We start from the raw sequence: 19,970 nt of genomic DNA on the forward strand, positions 1-19,970 counted from the left end.
ATGGAGTTAACATCTTTACTGAACGACCTTCACGCGCAGCAGTTGCGCGTGTGGGTGTCTGAGCAAAATACCTTGGCACTGGGATATGAGGGTAACGTAGCGCCAACTTTGCTCACAGCACTCAAAGCGCATAAAGCTGAACTATTGGCGCTACTAAGCGCCCACCAGATCTGCTCCGAAGCCGCCTTTTTAAGTTGGCCATTATTAAAACCAGTGCCGCTTTCCAATGCCCAGGCAAGGTTGCTGTATGTAGACAAACGTGCACCAAAGTCCTGTGCTTATCATATTCCAATGCTGGTTGAGCTGAATGATCCAGCGCAGCAACAAGACATAATCTCGGCACTAGCACAGCTGCTTGTCCATCACCCGCTCCTAACGAGTGTAATTGAAACCGATGCTGAGCATTTTAACTGCCGAGCAACCTTACAACCTCTAGTGGTCGAGTATCACCGTGCAACCACTTTGGCTCATGTACAAACACTGGTAAAAGAGCACATCCACACGCCGTTTGACCTCCATACTCAAGCTCCCTTTAGAGTCTGTATTATTGAGCTTGAGCAAAGGCGTTTTATGCTTTTCCTTTGGCATCATATCGTCTTTGATGCTTGGTCAATGCGAGTCATGTTGCGCGACTTAGTTAGCTTGCTACGAGGAGAAAGCATTAAGCCATTAAGCTATTTTGACTTTGCCAAGTGGCAACAAAGGCAAGAACAAAGCGCTGCACACAGTTATTGGCACACGCAACTTGCAGGCGCTCATGCCACACAAATTGCACCGCTGTTCGCTACACAAACACACGAAACCGAATCGCTCACGCACTATTTTGCACTTTCACCACAGCAAAGCCAGGCATTGCGTGCCCTAGCAAAATCATTAAATACCACAGTGTACAGCGTGTTGCTTGCCCATTACTGTTATATTTTGGCACTTCATAGCGGTGAAACAGACATCGTGATTGGTGCGCCATCGGATAATCGAGATCACCCGCAAACGCAAGAAATGATTGGCTTTTTTGTCAACACCTTAGTGCTTAGAGTGAAGCTAGATTATCGCCAAAGTTTTGCCAGCCTCGTGCAGCAAGTTCATGAGACCGTGCGCGCCGCAAAACAATACCAAAGTTATCCTTATGATCAACAAGTTGCCTGTTTAAGTGAGGGAAAACACTCACCTCAGCCAAGCCTGATGTTTAGTGTACAGAGATTTGCCAGCGAGCTTATGGACGAGTTTGCGTTGCCATTTTCAGCGGTTGATGCTTTTACTAACGAGTCTTTATATAACCCGATTAAATGTGATTTCCGTCTGGCATTTGATGATAGCAATACAAATCTGCAAGGACAGATAAGTCTTGATCCCAATAAGTTTGATGATGCATTTGCACAGCAATTTGCCCACACCTATCAGCAATTATTGGTACAGCAGTTAGAGCACAGCGACGTCGCTCTTGAGCAATTATCAACTTCTCACCCAAGCACAAAGCCATCAGCAACCACAGTTAAGCAAACTTCAACCCTATCGCTATATCAACAATTTTTAGCCTGCGCCTCAGCAGCTCCAGATGCACCAGCGTTACAAATCAACGATGAGGTTATTACTTACCAAACACTCGCTGCGCGTGTTCAGCACCTGACTGTGCAACTCCAAGCACAGTTAACCCACGAGCAAAACCCTGTTATCGCGCTGATATTTGAGCGCAGTCCAGAGATGATAGTCGCCATATTAGCAACGCTTGGAGCCGGTGCTGGATATTTACCCCTCAATCCAGAGCAAGGCCAAACACGTAGTGAGTTTATGTTGCAAGACAGTAGTGCCAACCTGCTACTTTGTCATCAAGCAACCTTGAATACAGCCATGTGTTTTAGCGCAATCACAGAGGTGCAAAACATTGACGAGTTAGCGCAACAACCAGCTCCTGTTTTCGATATAGATCAAGCGAACTCAACGTGTCATTCATCACTTGCATATATTATTTATACTTCTGGAAGCACCGGTAAACCAAAAGGCGTCATGGTAGAGCAGCGGCAAGTTCAGGCTTTGGTTCAAAGCGCAACTGCGGCTTACGACTTTAACTCCAGCGAAAAAACACTGAGTCTGGCTCCGTACTTTTTCGACGCGTCCGTAGAGCCACTCTTTTTAACGCTGCTCAACGGTGCTTGCTGGGTGATCATGAATGAGGCAAGTGCAAACTCGCCAGCTATGATAAGCGAAACTATCGTTAGCCAAAGGATCAGTCACTTAGTCACAGTTCCTGCATTTTTAAGTGCCATCGGTACGCCGCCCCGGCATCATGCACTACAGCGTGTGATCACCGGTGGCGAGCCTTGTGACCGTAATCTCATGGAGGCATGGACGCCTCTTCTTCATATTGAATATGGTCCGACCGAAACCACGGTAACCGCAACAGCAAACCACCAGCCGCTACAATCACGCTATTTCAATAATATTGGCGCACCACTGCCTCATGTTGATATTCAGATCGTTGATGCCAACCTCAAAGCGCTGCCACCCTTTTGTCAAGGAGAGATCCTTATTGGTGGCGCGAGTGTCGCTCGAGGCTATGTTAACCTTGCAGAGCAGACGGCGTCGCGCTTTATTAACTGGCACGGAACACGTATGTATCGCACGGGCGATCAAGCGCGGTATCTGGCAAACGGCGAGATCCAATTTTTAGGACGTGCCGATGAGCAGGTAAAAATTCGTGGCTATCGCATCGAGCTACAAGAAATAGAGCACCTACTTAACCTGCATTCGCAAATCAACCAAGCTTGCGTCAAAGTACAGCAAAACAACCATCTCATTGCTTATTTCACTGGCGACCAAACCCTCTCTCACACCGAGATTGTGAAGTGGCTACAACCGCAATTACCAGATTATATGCTGCCAAATGCCATTTGTTGGCTAGAACAATTGCCTGTGCTCGCCTCTGGTAAAGTGGACAGCCGCAGCTTACCAAGCGTCGCACTGGTATCACAGACACCATACCGAGCACCGCGCACGCCATTAGAGCAGCAGCTTTGTGCTCTATGGCAGACGCAACTTGAAGTTGAGCTCGTAGGCATTGATGATGACTTTTTTGCCTTAGGCGGCCATTCTCTGAGTGCAATGACATTGGTGGCTAAAATGCACTCTAGCTGTAACGTTAACATCAGTTTGAGTCAATTTTTGCAAAGCAAAACGATAGCGCAACTGGTATCACAGCAAGCTAGCAACGCCAGTGAGCCTTTACCGGTCGCATCAACATCACAATCACTTGACGAAATCATTGTGCCCGCGCAGCAGCAAGCGATGCTCACCAGCGAGCAATTAGCAACACAATCAGGCGCTTTTCATATCCCCTTACAGCTAAAATGCCAAAGTGGGCTACAACAGCAAGCGTTACAACACGCAATCTATCAGCTGGTTGAGCGTCATGCTATTTTGCGCACCCGCTATACTCAACAGCAACAAGGTCGTTGGGCATATAAAGATGAGCAAGGCGTGCCAACATGCAAAACCCTCATAAACACGCCGCATAGTGAATTTATCGCTCAGACATTTGACCTTGAGAATGATGCGCCGCTGCGGCTTGGACTGTATCACCAAGATGATGAATTTGGGGTGTTACTGGTATTTCATCACATAGCCTTCGACGGCTGGTCGACACAAGTATTGTTGGATGAACTGAACACGCTGCTATCAGGACACACGCTTGCCCCAACCTCACTGCAATTTCGCGACTATGCATATTGGCAATCAACACAACAATACGACAAAGCCGCAGCATTTTGGCAGCAACACTTGATTGATATTGATGTCACCCCATGGCCAACCGATGAGCCAAGACAGGCTTTGTTTGATCACCAAGGTGAAGCATTCCCCTTTACCCTCTCGGCAACACTAACATGTGAGTTAAGGACGCTGGCAAAATCACATCAGGTATCTATGTACAACTTACTACTGTGCGCTTTTCAGCTCGCATTATGTGCATGGGATAGTCGTGAAAGTATTGTCGTTGGCTCCCCCACCGATAACCGCGACTCGGCATTTAAAGATACGCTAGGTTACTTTGTTAATACCTTACCGATGCCGCTGCGTGTCGACTTAAATAAGAGTTTTTCTGACTACCTAAGACAAAGCCAAACGCTGTTACTTGCGGCAAAATCTCACCAACAATTGCCGTTAGAGTCAATTGCCGCGCAACTTGGATTGATCCGAGAGGTGGGTGTATCACCACTGTTCCAAGTGTTTTTTACCTTTGATCAGTTCTCACTACCAACAGCGCAATATCAACATTTTGAAGTCGCCAGCGACACCGCCCAGCAAAACCAATATCACCCAGCCAAGTTTGACTGGAATTTGGTGATTAAAGATATGCCAGAACAATTGGTTGGTCAGCTCATTGTTGCTCGCAGTCGTTACCAGTCTTCCCGCTGCCAACAATTTGTGCACTTTTTTTGCCGTTATCTTGAAAATCTCTGTCAGTACAACGAGGAACCTTTACTACAATGCCCTTTGGTTAGTACTGAATATTTACAGCAAGTCATCTCAGAAACACGATTATCACAACCAAATGACGCTTTTTTAGTGCAATTTGCGAAGACAGTAGCAGCGTATCCAGCACGCACAGCATTAAGCTTCGCTGAGCAAACCGTGAGTTATCGCGAGCTAGACTTGTTTTCTGATCACTTAGCAGCACAGTTGATTGCAACCAATGACGAAGGCTCACCAGTTGCATTATATTTTGATAAAGGTATAGAAGCTCCCATAGCAATGCTAGCGGCGCTAAAAGCGGGCATGCCCTTTGTTTCACTCTCAGCTAATCATCCCGTTGCTCGTCGCCAAGAGATTATGGCAAAAGCGCAGGCAAAACTGCTCCTTAGCCGCACACCACTCAGCTGGAATGCATTGCCAACACTGACTCTTGATGTACAGACATTACAGCAAAGTGCTCAACTACGGCCATTCTCAGCCAACAATCATGCAACAGACAAGCTGGCTTACCTCATTTTTACTTCGGGGACGACGGGAGAACCAAAAGGGGCGATGCTGTCTTACCAAGGCCTTGCTAACCTCTGCACCGAGAAGCGCAACACCCATAAATTAGAGGGAAATACTCAGGTAGTCACTAGCCAATATGCTGAATATGTTTTTGATGCCTGTATTTGCGAGATATTCCCAGCCCTAGCTGCCGGCGCTAAACTGGAAATCATTCCAGAGCCAATACGCAAAGATCCACAACAGCTGTGCCGCTATCTCAAAGCTAAACAGGTCAACGTCGCATTTATTCCTACGGTATTTATCAATCAGTTTCCAAAGTGGATAGCGGATATTAACTTAACCGTATTGTATGCCGGTGGTTCTCGTTTAGACCCAGTCAGCCACAAGTTGGCAGAGTATCATTTCAATGAATATGGATTAAGTGAAACAAGTGTCACCGCAACACTTAGTGAAGTGTACCCCAATACACCTATCACTATTGGTAAGCCTATTCGTAACACTCGATGCTATGTGTTGGACCCTTTTATGCGGATTTTACCGGACGGTGCGTTGGGTGAGCTATACATCGCCGGTGATTGCGTCGGTTTGGGCTATTGGCAGTCACCAAAGCAAACGGAAAAACACTATATTGACTATCACCTTCGCTGTGAAAACAACCACTTTTCTGACGAAAAGCTCTACCGCAGCGGAGACTTAGTGCGTAAAAATCAGCAAGGTGAATTCGAGTTTGTTGCCAGAGCTGACAAACAGTGGGATTTACATGGTCACCGTGTTGAGCCAGGCGAAATTGAGTATAAACTCAAAGCGCATCCAGATGTTGACCACGCCGTTGCACACTTACATTTAAGTGAAACAGGCAAAGTGCTGTTGGGTTATGTCGTACTTAACGCTAACACTGAGTGTGATGTGAACGACCTTCGCCAATGGTTGAATCAACAGCTCCCAAGCTATATGCAGCTTGCTGCGATATCACAGATTGACGCACTTCCAATGACAGTAAATGGCAAACTTGATACCGCTCAGCTCATCATTCCAACGCTGCAAGATAGTATTACCTATATCGCGCCAGAAACGGAACTACAACAACAACTCGCCAATGCTTGGCAGCAAGTGCTTGAAGTCTCCGAGATTGGCCTACAACACGACTTTTTTGCTTTAGGTGGCTCATCGATACAGGCAGCACAAGTTACCGCTCTGTGTAGTCAAGCACTCGGTAACGAAATTGCCGTCGCGACCTTACTGACTTACCCACAACTTGACGCATTTGCCACGCAAGTAGAACAACAGCTAAACACGCTCGCCAGCAGCGAAGACTGCGAATTTGAAATGGAGTTATAACGCATGATCGAATCATTTATTTATGAACTAAAACAAAGTGGGATAAGCGTTTGGCAGCAAGAGAATAAATTAAAAATTGCTAGCAACGTGAATTTACAAGGCCAAGCCATCGTTGAGCAGCTAAAACAGAATAAGCCACAGTTGTTACGCTACCTCACAAGTCAAGGCATAGATAGCAAAGCTCGTTTTGATGAACTGTCTATCTTGCCATTGGAAACGCGATGCGCTCCGCTTACGCTTGGGCAGCAACAACTACTGTTTACGCAAGAAGTGAGCAACGCGGCAAGTACTTATCATATTCCATGCCTACTCAAAATCGCCAAGCACTGCGATATTGAAAAACTCACAGCAGCAATAGAACAACTGGTGATCCGCCACAGTGCGCTAGATATGGTTGTGGCCTATGATCACCAAGGAAAGACGATACAGCAGCCTGCCAATGAGGCGTTTATCGTGACGCATCATGAGCTTGGTAATCTAAACTTGCATGAGCAGTGCGAGCATTTCTTTAACGAGCCCTTTAGCTTACAGCATTCTCGACCATTTCGTGCCTATGTCATCACCTCAAAGGAGCAGCAACATGTGTTTTTTGTCTGGCATCATATCGCCTTTGACGGATGGTCTTTGGGACTGTTTTTACAAGAATTGACATCACTCTATGAGGGAGAAAATCGACCTCTGAGTCTACAATTTAGTGATTATGCTTATTATATGGCAACACCCAGCCAACGTGAACGACAAGCAACAAGTCAACGTTATTGGCAAACTCAATTGGCTGATTACGAACCATTAAAACTTGCGCAAACTCAGTCGCGCCCAGCCACCTTTGATCATCGCGGCGCGATACAGAGCATTGTGCTAGATGAAAGTACGACCCTAAAGTTACAACAAACAGCGAAAACGCACCGCATTAGTATTAATACACTTGGGCTTGCGGCTTGGTATCACACCCTTGCGCTACTCAGTCATCAACGGCAATTTGTTGTTGGTATTCCAAGCGAGAACCGTCCAACGGCACTGCAGCAAAACATACTTGGATATTTTGTTAACTCATTGCCGATTAAAGCGGATATCGACATGACGATGTTACTTGAGCGCTGGTTCACTCAAGTTAATCAAGTCGTTAATCAAGCCAAGCAACATCAGGCCTTACCGTTTGAGGCCATTAAGAATAGCTTAGACGTGCCGCTCGACACTAGCATGCACCCGATATTTCAAACGTTGTTTAGCAGTAGTCAGTTTGCCCCTGAGCAACATCATACCTTATGGCAAAGCGTTGACCTTGATCTTAGCCAGCAGTGCCAAGCGAAGTTTGATTTAACGTTACACTTGAGCGCAGGGAAGACCACAGAGTTGGGGTTAACTTATGCCACGGCACTTTTTTCCAGTTCATACGCGCAGCAGATCCTCGAGTTATATCAAACGGTTTTACAGGCATATCTAACAGCTGAAAACGCCCAACAGCCTCTCTATAGCCTACCTTTATTGAGTAACGCGGCGCAGCAAAAACAATATCAATTAAGTGGAATGCAACACGCCTATCCGAGCGTGGCAAGTATCACCGACCAGTTTGCTGAAGTAGTAGCACGCTATCCAGATAAAGCTGCTATCAGTAATCGCCATCAAACCTTGAGCTACCAAGAGCTTGATAACCAAGCCAAGCAACTTGCCAATGCTATCTTGGCAGTCTGCCCTGAACCCAAAATCGTCGCACTCTACATGCGAAACGACATTGAGTTTGTGATTGCCATGTTGGCGGTACTAAAAATCGGCGCGGCATACACAACACTATCGCTCAAAGACCCAGTGGCGCGTCATCAATATCAACTGAGTGATAGTAATGCCGATGTAATTGTCACCTTGCGTGAACATAGCCAATCATTGGCAACACTCAACCACAACAATATCGCTGAAGTTTTCTATGATACAAGTCTGGCAAATACTGATATCACGGCGAATTTTGAGCCTATGTACATCGCACCTAGCGAAGTCGCGACGATTATTTATACCTCAGGTACAACAGGAAACCCTAAAGGCACATTGCTCTCTCACGCCGCAATTAGCTCTTTGGCACTCGATAATCATAGTTACCAGCATCAGCCCCAAGATAGCTTTATTCAACTCGCAAACCCAGCTTTTGATGCCACTCTATTTGAGATATGGAGCGCATTACTCAACGGTGCCGAGGTGCACTTAGGCTATCAGGACAGCCTTAATTCTGCAGCGCAGCTCAGTGCAACATTACAGACGCTGAATATCACTTCGATGTTTCTAACCCGTTCACTGTTCGACACTTTGTTGCTGCAAGACGAGCATATTTTCGCTTCTCTGACTCATTTACTCGTGGGTGGTGAAGCATTAACAGAGTCGATGGTAAATAAATTGCTGGCGTCCACATCTTGTCCAAAACACTTTATCAATGGTTATGGCCCGACTGAGTGCACCACATTTACCACAGTGCAAACGATGTCTAAACAGCAGTCTGAGATAGCAATCGGCAAGCCAATCCCAGGGCGAGCAGTGGCTGTAGTCGGTCGCAATAACGAATTACTGCCACTTGGCTGTCCCGGCGAGTTAGTGGTTTGTGGACATGGCGTGGCTGCACGTTACCTCAATCACCCAACACTCAACAGCGAAAAGTTTGTATCCCTAAATCTGTTTGGCTCAATGCAAAAGTACTATCGCACGGGCGACTTAGTATATTGGAATGCACAACAGCAACTGTGTTATATCAACCGTGGCGACCAACAAGTCAAAGTACGAGGCTTTAGAATTGAGTTGGCAGAGATTGAGCATCACCTTAATCAGCTGGCGGATATAGATAGCTGTGCGGTTATTGCCAAAAAGCAGCAGGCTCAGACCTTGCTGCATGCATATTTGGTCATCAAACCAGCGGCCGATCAAGCTGCGGCACTCAGCCACTGTAAAACTCAGCTTACCAAGTTACTTCCTAGTTATATGATGCCACATAGCTTCACTGTCCTTTCGGCGTTACCGTTAACGCTCAACGGCAAACTCGACAAAACTAAGTTGCCAGAACCTGAGCTAAAGCAGCATCAACTCGTCGTGCCACAAACCAACACAGAGAAGGAAGTGCAGGCCATTTGGCAGGATGTTTTAGGCCAGAGTCCACTTTGTTGTGTGACGGCAGTGACTGAGCAAGGTGCCGACTCCATTAGTTTATTAAGCTTTTGTGGTGCAGCAAGCAAGCGTAATTGGCAGCTAACGCCACAACTTATCCTTGAACATCTATCAGTGCAGCAACTGGCAAGATTTATTGATAATCAGACCCGACTTGATTTTGCCACCATGAGTGAAGATCAAGCAATTGACGCTGCGCTTGCCCATGAGCATTTCGCTCCTTCACGTTTTTTTAATGCACCGCAGGGCGAGTTTCTGCTTCACCTCATGCCCGCAGCAGCAACCGCAGATAGCTTTGCACCTCTGTGTGAAAAACTCGCGCCCGACCTGCGCATTCACGCATTAGAAAATATCAAACTGTTCACAGGCAAACACATCAGCTTGCATACTATGGTGCGCTATTATGCTCAGCGTATTACAGAGGTATCGCCAACTGGCCCACTTTACTTGGGTGGCTTTTGTGAAGGTGCGGCATTGTCACTGGAAGTGGCGCGTTACTTGGCCGAAATGGGTAGAGAAATTGTCCATTGCTTTTTGATTGACCCCGTCTTACCAAGGCTTACTTCAACAGCGCGTCAGGCCGCTGAAGAAGAGTATATTCGCTCGCAAGACGATGACGCTAAACCCATCGCTCGAGCATTTTTAGACTTTACTCAATACTTTCAAAGCGCGACGGCGTTTACCTTCCCTGTGAGCTTCTTTATCGCCGATCATGTCAGTGATGAGGCCATTCCACTTCCGGCACTGAGATTGATCCATCAAGTGGAAGACATACCTGCGCTGTATAAACGAACGTTTGCGAGTGACAGAAATGGTTTTGAAAATTTACTTGCCAATGCAGACTATATTGCGCTTGAAAGTGCACACGATGAAATCATGACCGACGCTAAAGACTTATCCATCATCGCGTCACACATTAATGCGTTAATGCAACAAACGAATAGCGCCGCAACCACTGTGGAGCAACGCGCATGACTCGTTCACAATTTGCTACACGATACGGCATCCACCTTGGGTTAACTATGTTTGCCAGTATGCTGGTGCTCCCTATTTTTACGCCTTACATGCTGAACTTAGGCCTAGCATTGCAAGATGTGGCCTTAACTATGGTGGTCATGGCTATCACTATCGTGGTGTGCGAAGTACCAAGTGGTATTGCGGCAGATGCCATTGGTCGCCGCAAAGTCTTTTTAGCTTCTTTAGTGTTTGCCGCTGTATGCAACTTACTTTTATTGTTGAGTGAAGACTTTTGGCACGTCTGCTTAGCCATGGCATGCTGGGGATTAAGTCAGGCGTCGTTAACTGGCACGCTCAACGCATGGTTTGTTGAAACTTATCAAAAGCTTGAAGGAGATGAGCCACTGAATAAGGGGTTCGGTAAAGTGTATGGTATTGGCTATCTTATCGGCGCCAGTGCCGCTTTATTTGCCGCCCTCTTTTTGGCGTTTGCGACTAGCCCAACACAACAGCTCAACCACTTGTATCAAGCCTTAATCTTGGTTTCGATAGCGGTATTGTGTGTGGTATTTGCATGTACTTTTGTCGTGGTGAAAGAGTCAACGAGACCTCTGCAAGACGTGGTTGAGAAAGGACTGATTAGCCAAGCTAAGGCCATGCTGGCAACTTGTAAGCAAAGTGGTATGCAAAGGCTGCTGTTGGTGATTGTTTTTGCAATTCCTGTTGCCAGTAGCATAGAGAAGTTTTGGCCTGCTCTAGCAGAGCGCTATAGTAGTGCACCAGTTGACTCTATTGCGTGGATATTCCCAGCAATGATGGCAGCTGGGTTTGTATTAAATGGCGTCGCTGCAGCTATCAGCGCTCCGATCTGTTCTCTATTTGGCCAACGCTTAGGGTATGTCATGGCGTTCGCTCATTTCGCCAAATTAGCCTTTGTGCTGTTACTTGCTTGGGTTACGTCACTACCATTACTGATTGTAGCTCTGCTGTGCTTTTATCTTTGTATGGGACTAGCGCAACCAGCACAACTGCAACTACAACATCAACTGAGTAGCGATAACGTGCGAGCCAGTGTGGAGTCAATAATGTCACTGACCACTCGCTTTGGTGGCTTGCTCGGCTCTGCATTAACCGCTTTACTGTTGGGCTACGTCAGCCTGACTATCAGCTGGATAATATTAGGCGCAATTTCACTCGTTGCTATCATGCTGTGCTGCTCGAGCACAATCAATCAACCGGAAGCTGAGCTCGTTGCTGCGCAGTCGTAACAGACTACGCAGCGATGTACATAAAAGCGAGAAGCTAATCTATCGCAACTTTGCCATGCCAAGGAGTATGGCTTTTCAGCTGCAGCGTAAGTTCATCGCCATGCACTAGGCTCCCTACCCCTTTTGGCGTTCCTGTTAAGACAATATCTCCTGGCTGAAGCGTAAAGTAACGAGCAATGTCCTTTAGCAACTCAGCGATTGGAAAAATCATTAAGCTAGAGTCGCCATGTTGTTTAAGCTCTTCATTTTGCCAAAAACGATATTCAATACACTCAGCAAAGGTGTTTTCATCACATGGTACAAAGGGTGTCATTGGGCAACTATTATCATAGGCCTTTGCCCGCTCCCATGGGTGCCCTTGCGCTTTTAGCTCACTTTGTAAGTCTCGTAATGTCAAATCGAGTGCCAGCCCAATTCCGGCGATATGCTTGAGAGGCGCTGGGGTTTTTGCATCAATTTTGGTGCCTACCAATAGTGCAAGCTCGGCCTCATAATGATGTTCGCCAAGTGCGGCGTCCAACTTCATTTCATTATTAAATGGTACTAAGCTCGTTGCTGGTTTAATAAACAACAGCGGACTGCTTGGAATAGGGTTATCTAGCTCTTTGGCGTGCGCTACGTAGTTTCTACCAACACAAACGATTTTCCCCGCTGGTAGACTTATTTTATTGTTTTCATTATCAATATGTTGATACATTTCACCCTCTCTGTACGGCCACAAGCTCCGGTTATGGAGCGTACCATAACCAAAGCGTTGTGCTAGCAAGTTATCATATAAACGGTATTATTCCGGTTTACAGACCCAGCGCACCATATCCTTAATTGAGGGTTCCTTGCCATACATCACCATGCCCGCTTTAAACAATCGCCCCGCAGCAACACGGATAAGGTAGCAACCAAGTAATGCGCTGACCAACGCGCATAACACTTGCCAAATGGGTACTTCAATTAACGCCATTTTTACTGGCATCACCACAAATGCGGTAAGCGGGAAAAGACTCAAAATATCCACGGCAAAGCTGCTAGGACTATCAACAATCATAAACGCGATAACAATTGGCAATATAGGGATCATCATAAATCCTGTCTTGCCACTATGGTTAGGATCGTCAATAGCTGCGGCTATTGCTGCCATAAAGGCTGTTGCCATATAAAGACCTACTATCGCAAACAGGGTAAACCAAGGCAACATTGCAAAGTCTATCATCGTAAAGTCCAAGGCTTCGTTTTTTACAACGACTTGTATAAAAGCCATCGCCAACAAAAATGAAAATAACGTACTTAACATAGCCTTTAGACAATGGAGCATTTGACCAAATATTTTGCCGTCAATCCAAGTTTGCGCATTCATACAAGAATATAATTGCTCGGTAACACGCTGCTGCTTTTCTCCGGTGATAGACACGAAGATCTGTCCAAATGACGTAAAAATACCGATGAGCATCAATAGCATCACGCCAAATGCTGTCATCGAAGACTGGTTGTGTGCCTCCTTAACCGCATCCTTGGTGTATTGATTGGAAACGGTCACAGGTTGCTGTAACAAGGCGAGCTGAGCGGCAGATAAATTAAAACTCTGTGCGAGTTCGTTGCTGTAAAACTGCTTAAGCGCTACCTCAACTTCATTCTGCCAAGACATTTTACCTGTGGTAATCAGTTCAAACTGTAACGCCTCACCCGTTTGGGCTTGAAGTATCAAAATACCGTCAATTTCCTCTTGTTCTAACTGAGTCAGAAGTTCAGCTTTTGAAGCATCAACTCGCTTTAGAAGCAAAGGCTCAGGTAGCTGAGTTAAGTTCATGGCGGATGGTGTTGCGATAACATATTGTTCAGGTTCAAAAAACGAAGTGCTTTGCCAAAAATAGATAAGCAAACCTATCGCCAGCATAATTGCTTTACCGATCAACTCCTGCTTGAGTTTAAAAAAGTACATAAACTCCCATTTGGTCACTTGCAGTATCTGTTGCAGTTTATGAGACATGGGCATTCTCCTGAGATTGCACTTTGCCTTGATGAGACTCGATTGCTTTAAGATAGAGTTGATGCAAGTCCATCGTTTTGGTTTCTATTCCTTGCAAAGTCGTTGATTTAGACAAATCGGCGAGCAGCAAATTAAGCTCTGAGGAGTCAATCAACTCAAACTTAATTTTATTCTGACTTAATTGAGTACACGCAACCTTGTAGTTACCTAAATTGAGCGCTGCGTAGTTCGTTGCCTCACTGAAACTCACTGTGATATCGATGCCAACACCAACGTCCTGTTTTATTTCGGCTAACGTGCCATAAAGCACAGCTTGCCCGTGATTCATTAACAGCATTCGATCAGCAAGCTTTTCTACCATCGCCATCTGATGTGCGCTTAAAATAACGGTCATGCCTTGTGCTTTTAACGCTTCTAAAAACACCACCACCTTTTCTTGGTTGATGGGATCAAGACCAGAGAAAGGCTCATCGAGCAATACAACCTTGGGTTTGTGCAATACTGCCGATATTAACTGTACTTTTTGCTGATTGCCTTTTGACAACGATTTCAACCGCTCATGCGCTCTATCACTTAAGTCAAACTGCGTTAGCCAAGACTCAATCTGTGCTAGCGCTGCGTTTTTCTCAACACCGCGTAGCTTGGCAAAATAGAGCAAATTCTGCTGCACGGTTTTTTCAGCGTAAAGCCCTCTATCTTCTGGGAGATAACCTAAACTTTGATGAGGGATTGATTGATATGCTTGCCCATCAATATTCACAGCGATTGTGCCGCTATCTGGATAGGTAAATCCAACCAACATTCTCACAAGGGATGATTTACCCGCACCATTGGGGCCCAGTAATGCAAAGATCTCACCTTGTTTAACGCTAAAACTTAGATTGTCTACTGCTTTTACCGAAACATATTGCTTCGACACCCCTGTTACTTGCAATAAATCTGGCATAACTTTCCTTTAAAAACGAATGAGGGCTTTCGAAAAGCCCTCTCCTACCTATATATCCATTAGAGTGACTTGATGTTATCGGCGGTTTTCTTATCAATCAGTTTTACAAACGGATCAACTCCCACAAATTTCGGTAACTCTGTTACTTTCAACTCAATCTTATTTTCACCCGATGTGATGACGTGCTTTTGTAGATATAACAGCGTTTCGTCACTTTGAATGTTGTTAGGATCGGCAGAGAATAAGGCTATATCAATCTCTTGATTAAGCGGGATTTCTTCTTCGTTACCTTCACCATCTGCATGCTTTTTCGCCGCCTCAACCGTTAAGGTCACCGTATGTAGCTCTCCCGCTTGCGTCGCTTCTTGCACTTCAACACCCGCAAGCTTAAGCTCATACAACGTAATCGCATTGAACTGATCTTCGATAAATACTTGTTCTTGCTCTGAAGCCCCCGCTTTTAAGTAAGTCAAAAAGTCGAGTGTCGTTGGGTAGATATCTGTTCTAAAACGATAGTCATTTAAGAAGCTTCTTAATGCGCTATTGAGTCGCGTTTCTCCAAGTAAATCGTGCAGCGCTAACATCACAACAGAACCTTTATTGTAGTGAATGTACTGCTGACCGACGGTTCTGGATAGCGCCCGCTCTTCATACGGATCAGAACCTCGCCCACTTAAATAGGTGTCTAGTTCATACTTCAAGAATTTACGAAGATTATGCTCGCCGTACTTTTCTTTCATCACCATAATGGCAGAATATTGCGACAACATTTCCGACAGGATATTTGATCCCTCCACATTAGCACCAATTACCTGATGCGCCCACCACTGGTGTGCCAGCTCATGTGACGTCACATAGTAAGGTACATTGATATTGTCAGGGTTACGGGTGTCCGTTAAAAATCCAATATTCTCCGAGTAAGGCACTGTATTGGCAAAACTTTGCGCAAAGTCTCGGTAACGAGGAAACTCAATAATACGCATTTGCTTATGTTGGTAAGGCCCAAATTCTCGAGTGAAATAATCAATTGAGTCTTTAGTCGACTGCAACATAGTGTCGACGTTCCAAGCATGATCTTTATGGTAGTAAACCTCGAGCGCAATGCCTTTGTACTCTTCTCGTTTCACCTCAAGATCCATCGACAAGATGTTATAGAAGTGCAGCATTGGAGCATCCATTTCATAGACATAGGTCGTGCGGCCGTCTTTGCTGAATTTTGATTGCAAATAACCCGGCACCATCGCAACTTGCGATTCATCCGTCGTCACCGTTGCGGCGAATGTGACGAAATTTTCAGCAAACAATGGCTCATGATGATAGTGTGTTTCTTCAATCTTATTGCCACGTTTTAGTGGTTCAAGGCTGCGCTGACGACGCTCACTTTTGTCTTGAATTTGCTTATAGATGTTATAACCAAATGTCGGGAACAAGGTCGCGTTATCAATGAAGGTACCATTGTTCACCAAAGTTTCATCATAGCCTCTATCTACAAAGCCAAGCGTTTGGCGTACGACTGACATCGTAATTACACGCTGCTCACCCGGTGTCATTGGTTGTGAAAGCTCAAGCCAAGCATGCTTAAAGGTTTTATCCTCTTCAGCAAGCGTAGCGCCAGCCATTTCAACTTGCCACTCTAATGTATGATCAGGTTTATTGACCAAAAAGCGAGTAATCTCTTTATCTGAGCGGTTTTCAACCAACAGCTTTACCTGCGCTTCAATACGACGTGTCTTTGGAAATATCTCAGCATTGAGCTGTACGTCTAACGTGACAGGTACAGGGTCATCACGATACTGGGCAAATTGTTGCTCATATAGCTCTGCGATATCTTCAGCTTCATCCTGCGTGATAAACTCATTGACCATTTGCGTGTTGTAGTAGATGTAGCTGCCACTGCCCACGAATATTAAAGCACCACAAGCCAATAATGCTTTACCAGCGTTACCTAACTGATAGCCCATCAGTGAAATGCGTGCTTTCAGCGTTTGTCCTGCACCACGAGGCCAAAGTGCATAGCTTAGTGTCGCTAATATCATGCTAAAACCAAACCAGTACAAATTGTACCAATGTGCTGCACTGAGGAAATGACCATAACCATTAATATCTGAGTACGGCACTGGGGAAGTTTCGCCTAAGTGGTACATATTGTGCTCAAAACCAAAGTTGGTCAGGACTATCGAAATAATGAAATAAACGACATATATTCCCATACCCATATACTTGCTTGGACTCATCACCTGTATCAAAAATGCTAAGGTGGTTTGGAAGGCAAAACCTAACACATATAAATATCCCAAGCGCACAATATACTGGGCAAGATCTATCTGTGTCACACCCGACAATAGTTGATAGCTAATGGTGATCAAGCTACCAAATACACATAGCAGCGTCATCACCGCAACTAAGGCTATGTATTTAGAGCCCCAAAATACCCAGTTTGCAACAGGATAAGAGTCAACAATGTCTCCCATTCGCGAATCACGGTCATGCCATACCAGCTCAGCGCTGTAATACACCAATACAATGACCAATAATTGCCAGAAGCTCCCATGGATAAGCTCCACCATTCTAAAGGTCACTGGCCATACTTCTGTGCCATACCAATTAAATGAGCCAACCAGTGCAGGTATTAAGGTTGCCACCGCCAAAATTAATAACACTAAGAATGGGTAGCTTTTAAGCACTTGCTTTACTTCAAAAGTGGTTCTGGTGCAAAAGTGCACCCAACTACTACCTACGCTCGCTTTAAAATCAAAACGATTCAGCAATGCCGACGCTTGGTTACCATCTTCTTTGGCTTTACTCTTAGTTTTTTGTTTTTGCGGTAAATAATGAGAAGTATTTAAGGCTAAAGCACCTAAACTGAGCAGTGCAACTGACATCCAAATTAAGCGGTTATAGAGCAGTTCATCAACTAAGCTAATGACTGACGTATTGCGATCTGCAATGGTCCAATATTCTGATTGCGCCGAAATAGCTGATAGGCCAAACATGTCTAAATACGCAGCAATGGTACGGTATTCAATGTCTGAAAAAATACTATTTGCCACAAGATAAGTCACAAACAAACCCACAGCAACTAAGTACATTGCTATCATGGTTCTAAATTTTTGCGCCACCAGCGCAAATAGGCTCGCCATAAAGAACAGTGAAGGGGCCGCGATGACAAATAGTGGCGTTAGGTAATAGTTGAGTTTATTAGGCCCAATCAGTTCGGTATCTAGCCAACCGACTAAACCACCAATGCCTGAGCCTACCCAGATCCCCACTAAACACATTGAAAATACTAGTAAAGTAACAAGATAAGCGCCGAGAAAACGACCCAATCGGTACTGAGCTAAGTGCAAAGGCTTACTCAAAATAAGCTCACTGAACTTACTTTGATCGTCTCTTATTACCGCACTACCAACAAAGTTAACCACCAAAAAGATGGAAAAAATGGTCATGATGGCAACGGTTTGTAAGATGGCAAAGGGCGAGTTTACATTGACGTTACTGCCACCACCAATCTGTACCGAGTCCGAAACTGAGGCAAAAAAGGTGAGCAAAAATAGAATCAGAGAAGTCACATAAAAGGAAGGCTGACGGACAAAATACCGCAGCTCAAAACGCATCATTTTAAATAGCATCTGCCTACTCCTTACGCTGCTTGATTATTTCGATGAGTATGCAGAGTAGAAAAATAGACGTCCTCTAAATCGGCTGGTACCGCTTCAAAGCCTTCAGGTGCTTGATCAGCAAATACATTAAGTAAGGTCTGGCCCGCGAATAAGCGCTTAGAAATAACCGGTAAGTTTTGCTCTACTTCTTTCGCTTCTGCAAGTGTGACCGACTTACGCCAGATTTTCCCCTGTAGCTGCTCGGTGAGCGCAATTGGATTACCTTCAAGTAAAATTTGTCCGCTCGCCAATACAGCCATATTCGGACATAGCTCAGACACATCCTCTACAATATGCGTTGATAAGATGACTACTTTACTCTCACCTAAGCCAACGAGTAGATTGTGGAAACGATTACGTTCTTCTGGGTCTAGTCCCGCCGTCGGCTCATCCACAATGAGTAAATCAGGGTCGCCAAGCAGTGCCTGTGCAATACCAAAGCGTTGACGCATACCTCCGGAAAATCCGCTTACCGCATTTTTACGGTGATCATATAAGTTAGTTTGTGCGAGCAATCCGTCAACGGCTTCTTTACGCTCTTTTTTATTATTTAACCCTTTTAGGATTGCCATATGATCCAATAAATCATACGCACTAACGCGTTGGTAAACACCAAAGTCTTGCGGCAGGTAGCCTAAACGTGCACGAAGTGCCTTTGGCTCCTTTAAAACATCTACACCATCGAACTGTATAGTGCCTGCATCTGCCGACTGTAATGTGGCAATCGTGCGCATCAACGAAGATTTACCAGCGCCATTAGGTCCGAGCAAACCAAACATTCCCTTTGGAATAGTCAGGTTTACACCTCTCAAAGCATGAACGCCATTGTCATAGGTTTTTGAAAGTCCTGAGATTTCGAGCATTTTTATTTCCTGTCCGGATTTTTATTATTGTCCTTTTTATAACATTTCCCTAGGTTAGTGACAATTAACATAAACATATCAATTGCAAATAAAAGTAAACACTGAAACACTAAGAAGCATTCTTAGTTTACAACACCCAAGGAAAACTAACATGCAAGATCACGCCAACCACCCATTGACGGATTTTATTGAATACCCTCACGAGGAAATGCTAAGTCGTGCGGAAGCATTCTTGGAGAACAGTAAGAGACGTCATAGTATCCGTGCTTTTAGCGACCGCCCAGTACCGCAAGAAATCATCGAAACTTGTATCAAAGCGGCGGGCACTGCCCCTAGTGGTGCAAATCACCAGCCATGGCATTTCGTGGCGATTGGCAGCGCAGAAAAGAAAAAACAGATCCGAGCTGCAGCCGAAGACCTCGAGCGCTCGTTTTACCAAGGCCGTGCGGGAGATGAGTGGCTGGACGCGCTAAAGCCTTTGGGCACAGATGCACAAAAACCCTACTTAGAACATGCACCTTGGCTTATCGCTATTTTTAGTCAGAAAAAAGGTGGGATCCACGCGGAAGACAAAAATACCAACTACTATGTCCATGAATCGGTTGGGATAGCTACTGGGTTTCTTATCCAAGCTCTGCATAATGCAGGACTTGCCACACTGACCCATACACCTAAACCTATGAGCTTTTTAAGCGAGTTGTGCGGTAGAGATAAAGATAACGAACGTCCTTATATGTTATTGATTGCGGGTTATCCAAGTGATGATGCAACTATTCCAGAGCACGCAACAGTGAAAAAATCACTCGCCGAAATCGCTTCCTTTATTTAAAAGTTCGGATCAGC

General features: G+C 45.2%; 9 protein-coding genes. 4 read left to right on the plus strand and 5 right to left on the minus strand.

Annotation, left to right across the window (positions count from 1 at the left end; genetic code table 11):
- From PNC201_RS16915 to PNC201_RS16925, 3 genes are read left to right on the plus strand one after another with little or no spacing between them, the layout of a single operon-like run.
- Entirely contained in the window at positions 1–6,312 is a 6,312-nt protein-coding gene (locus tag PNC201_RS16915) for a non-ribosomal peptide synthetase (protein ID WP_102057683.1), read from the plus strand.
- Between the two features lie 3 nt (positions 6,313–6,315).
- Positions 6,316–10,428 (plus strand): non-ribosomal peptide synthetase, encoded by a 4,113-nt coding sequence (locus PNC201_RS16920; RefSeq protein WP_102057684.1) that lies wholly within the window; start codon positions 6,316–6,318, stop codon positions 10,426–10,428.
- Positions 10,425–11,678 carry an MFS transporter gene (locus PNC201_RS16925; RefSeq protein WP_102057685.1) on the plus strand — a complete coding sequence of 418 codons (1,254 nt, stop codon included), beginning with the start codon at positions 10,425–10,427 and terminating at the stop codon, positions 11,676–11,678. Before PNC201_RS16920 ends, PNC201_RS16925 begins: the two co-directional genes overlap by 4 nt.
- Positions 11,679–11,712: 34 nt before the next feature.
- Here PNC201_RS16925 and PNC201_RS16930 read toward each other — a convergent pair whose 3' ends face one another.
- From PNC201_RS16930 to PNC201_RS16950, 5 genes are all read right to left on the minus strand, one after another.
- Complete coding sequence (locus tag PNC201_RS16930; protein ID WP_102057686.1) at positions 11,713–12,375, minus strand: fumarylacetoacetate hydrolase family protein; 663 nt, start codon at positions 12,373–12,375, stop codon at positions 11,713–11,715.
- 87 nt (positions 12,376–12,462) lie between these two features.
- Positions 12,463–13,659, minus strand: a complete 1,197-nt coding sequence (locus tag PNC201_RS16935; RefSeq protein WP_102057687.1) for an ABC transporter permease — start codon at positions 13,657–13,659, stop codon at positions 12,463–12,465.
- Positions 13,649–14,605, minus strand: a complete 957-nt coding sequence (locus PNC201_RS16940) for an ABC transporter ATP-binding protein (RefSeq protein WP_102057688.1) — start codon at positions 14,603–14,605, stop codon at positions 13,649–13,651. The genes PNC201_RS16935 and PNC201_RS16940 overlap by 11 nt, the downstream gene beginning before the upstream one ends.
- 59 nt (positions 14,606–14,664) lie before the next feature.
- Complete coding sequence (locus PNC201_RS16945) at positions 14,665–18,234, minus strand: ABC transporter permease/M1 family aminopeptidase (protein WP_102057689.1); 3,570 nt, start codon at positions 18,232–18,234, stop codon at positions 14,665–14,667.
- Positions 18,235–18,245: 11 nt separating this feature from the next.
- Positions 18,246–19,127 (minus strand): ABC transporter ATP-binding protein, encoded by an 882-nt coding sequence (locus PNC201_RS16950; protein ID WP_010606823.1) that lies wholly within the window; start codon positions 19,125–19,127, stop codon positions 18,246–18,248.
- A gap of 151 nt (positions 19,128–19,278) precedes the next feature.
- Here PNC201_RS16950 and PNC201_RS16955 point away from each other — a divergent pair, with 151 nt between their 5' ends.
- Entirely contained in the window at positions 19,279–19,956 is a 678-nt protein-coding gene (locus tag PNC201_RS16955) for a nitroreductase family protein (protein ID WP_010606824.1), read from the plus strand.
- Positions 19,957–19,970: the final 14 nt, after the last annotated feature.

This window comes from Pseudoalteromonas sp. NC201 (assembly GCF_002850255.1).
Classification (GTDB): Bacteria; Pseudomonadota; Gammaproteobacteria; order Enterobacterales; family Alteromonadaceae; genus Pseudoalteromonas.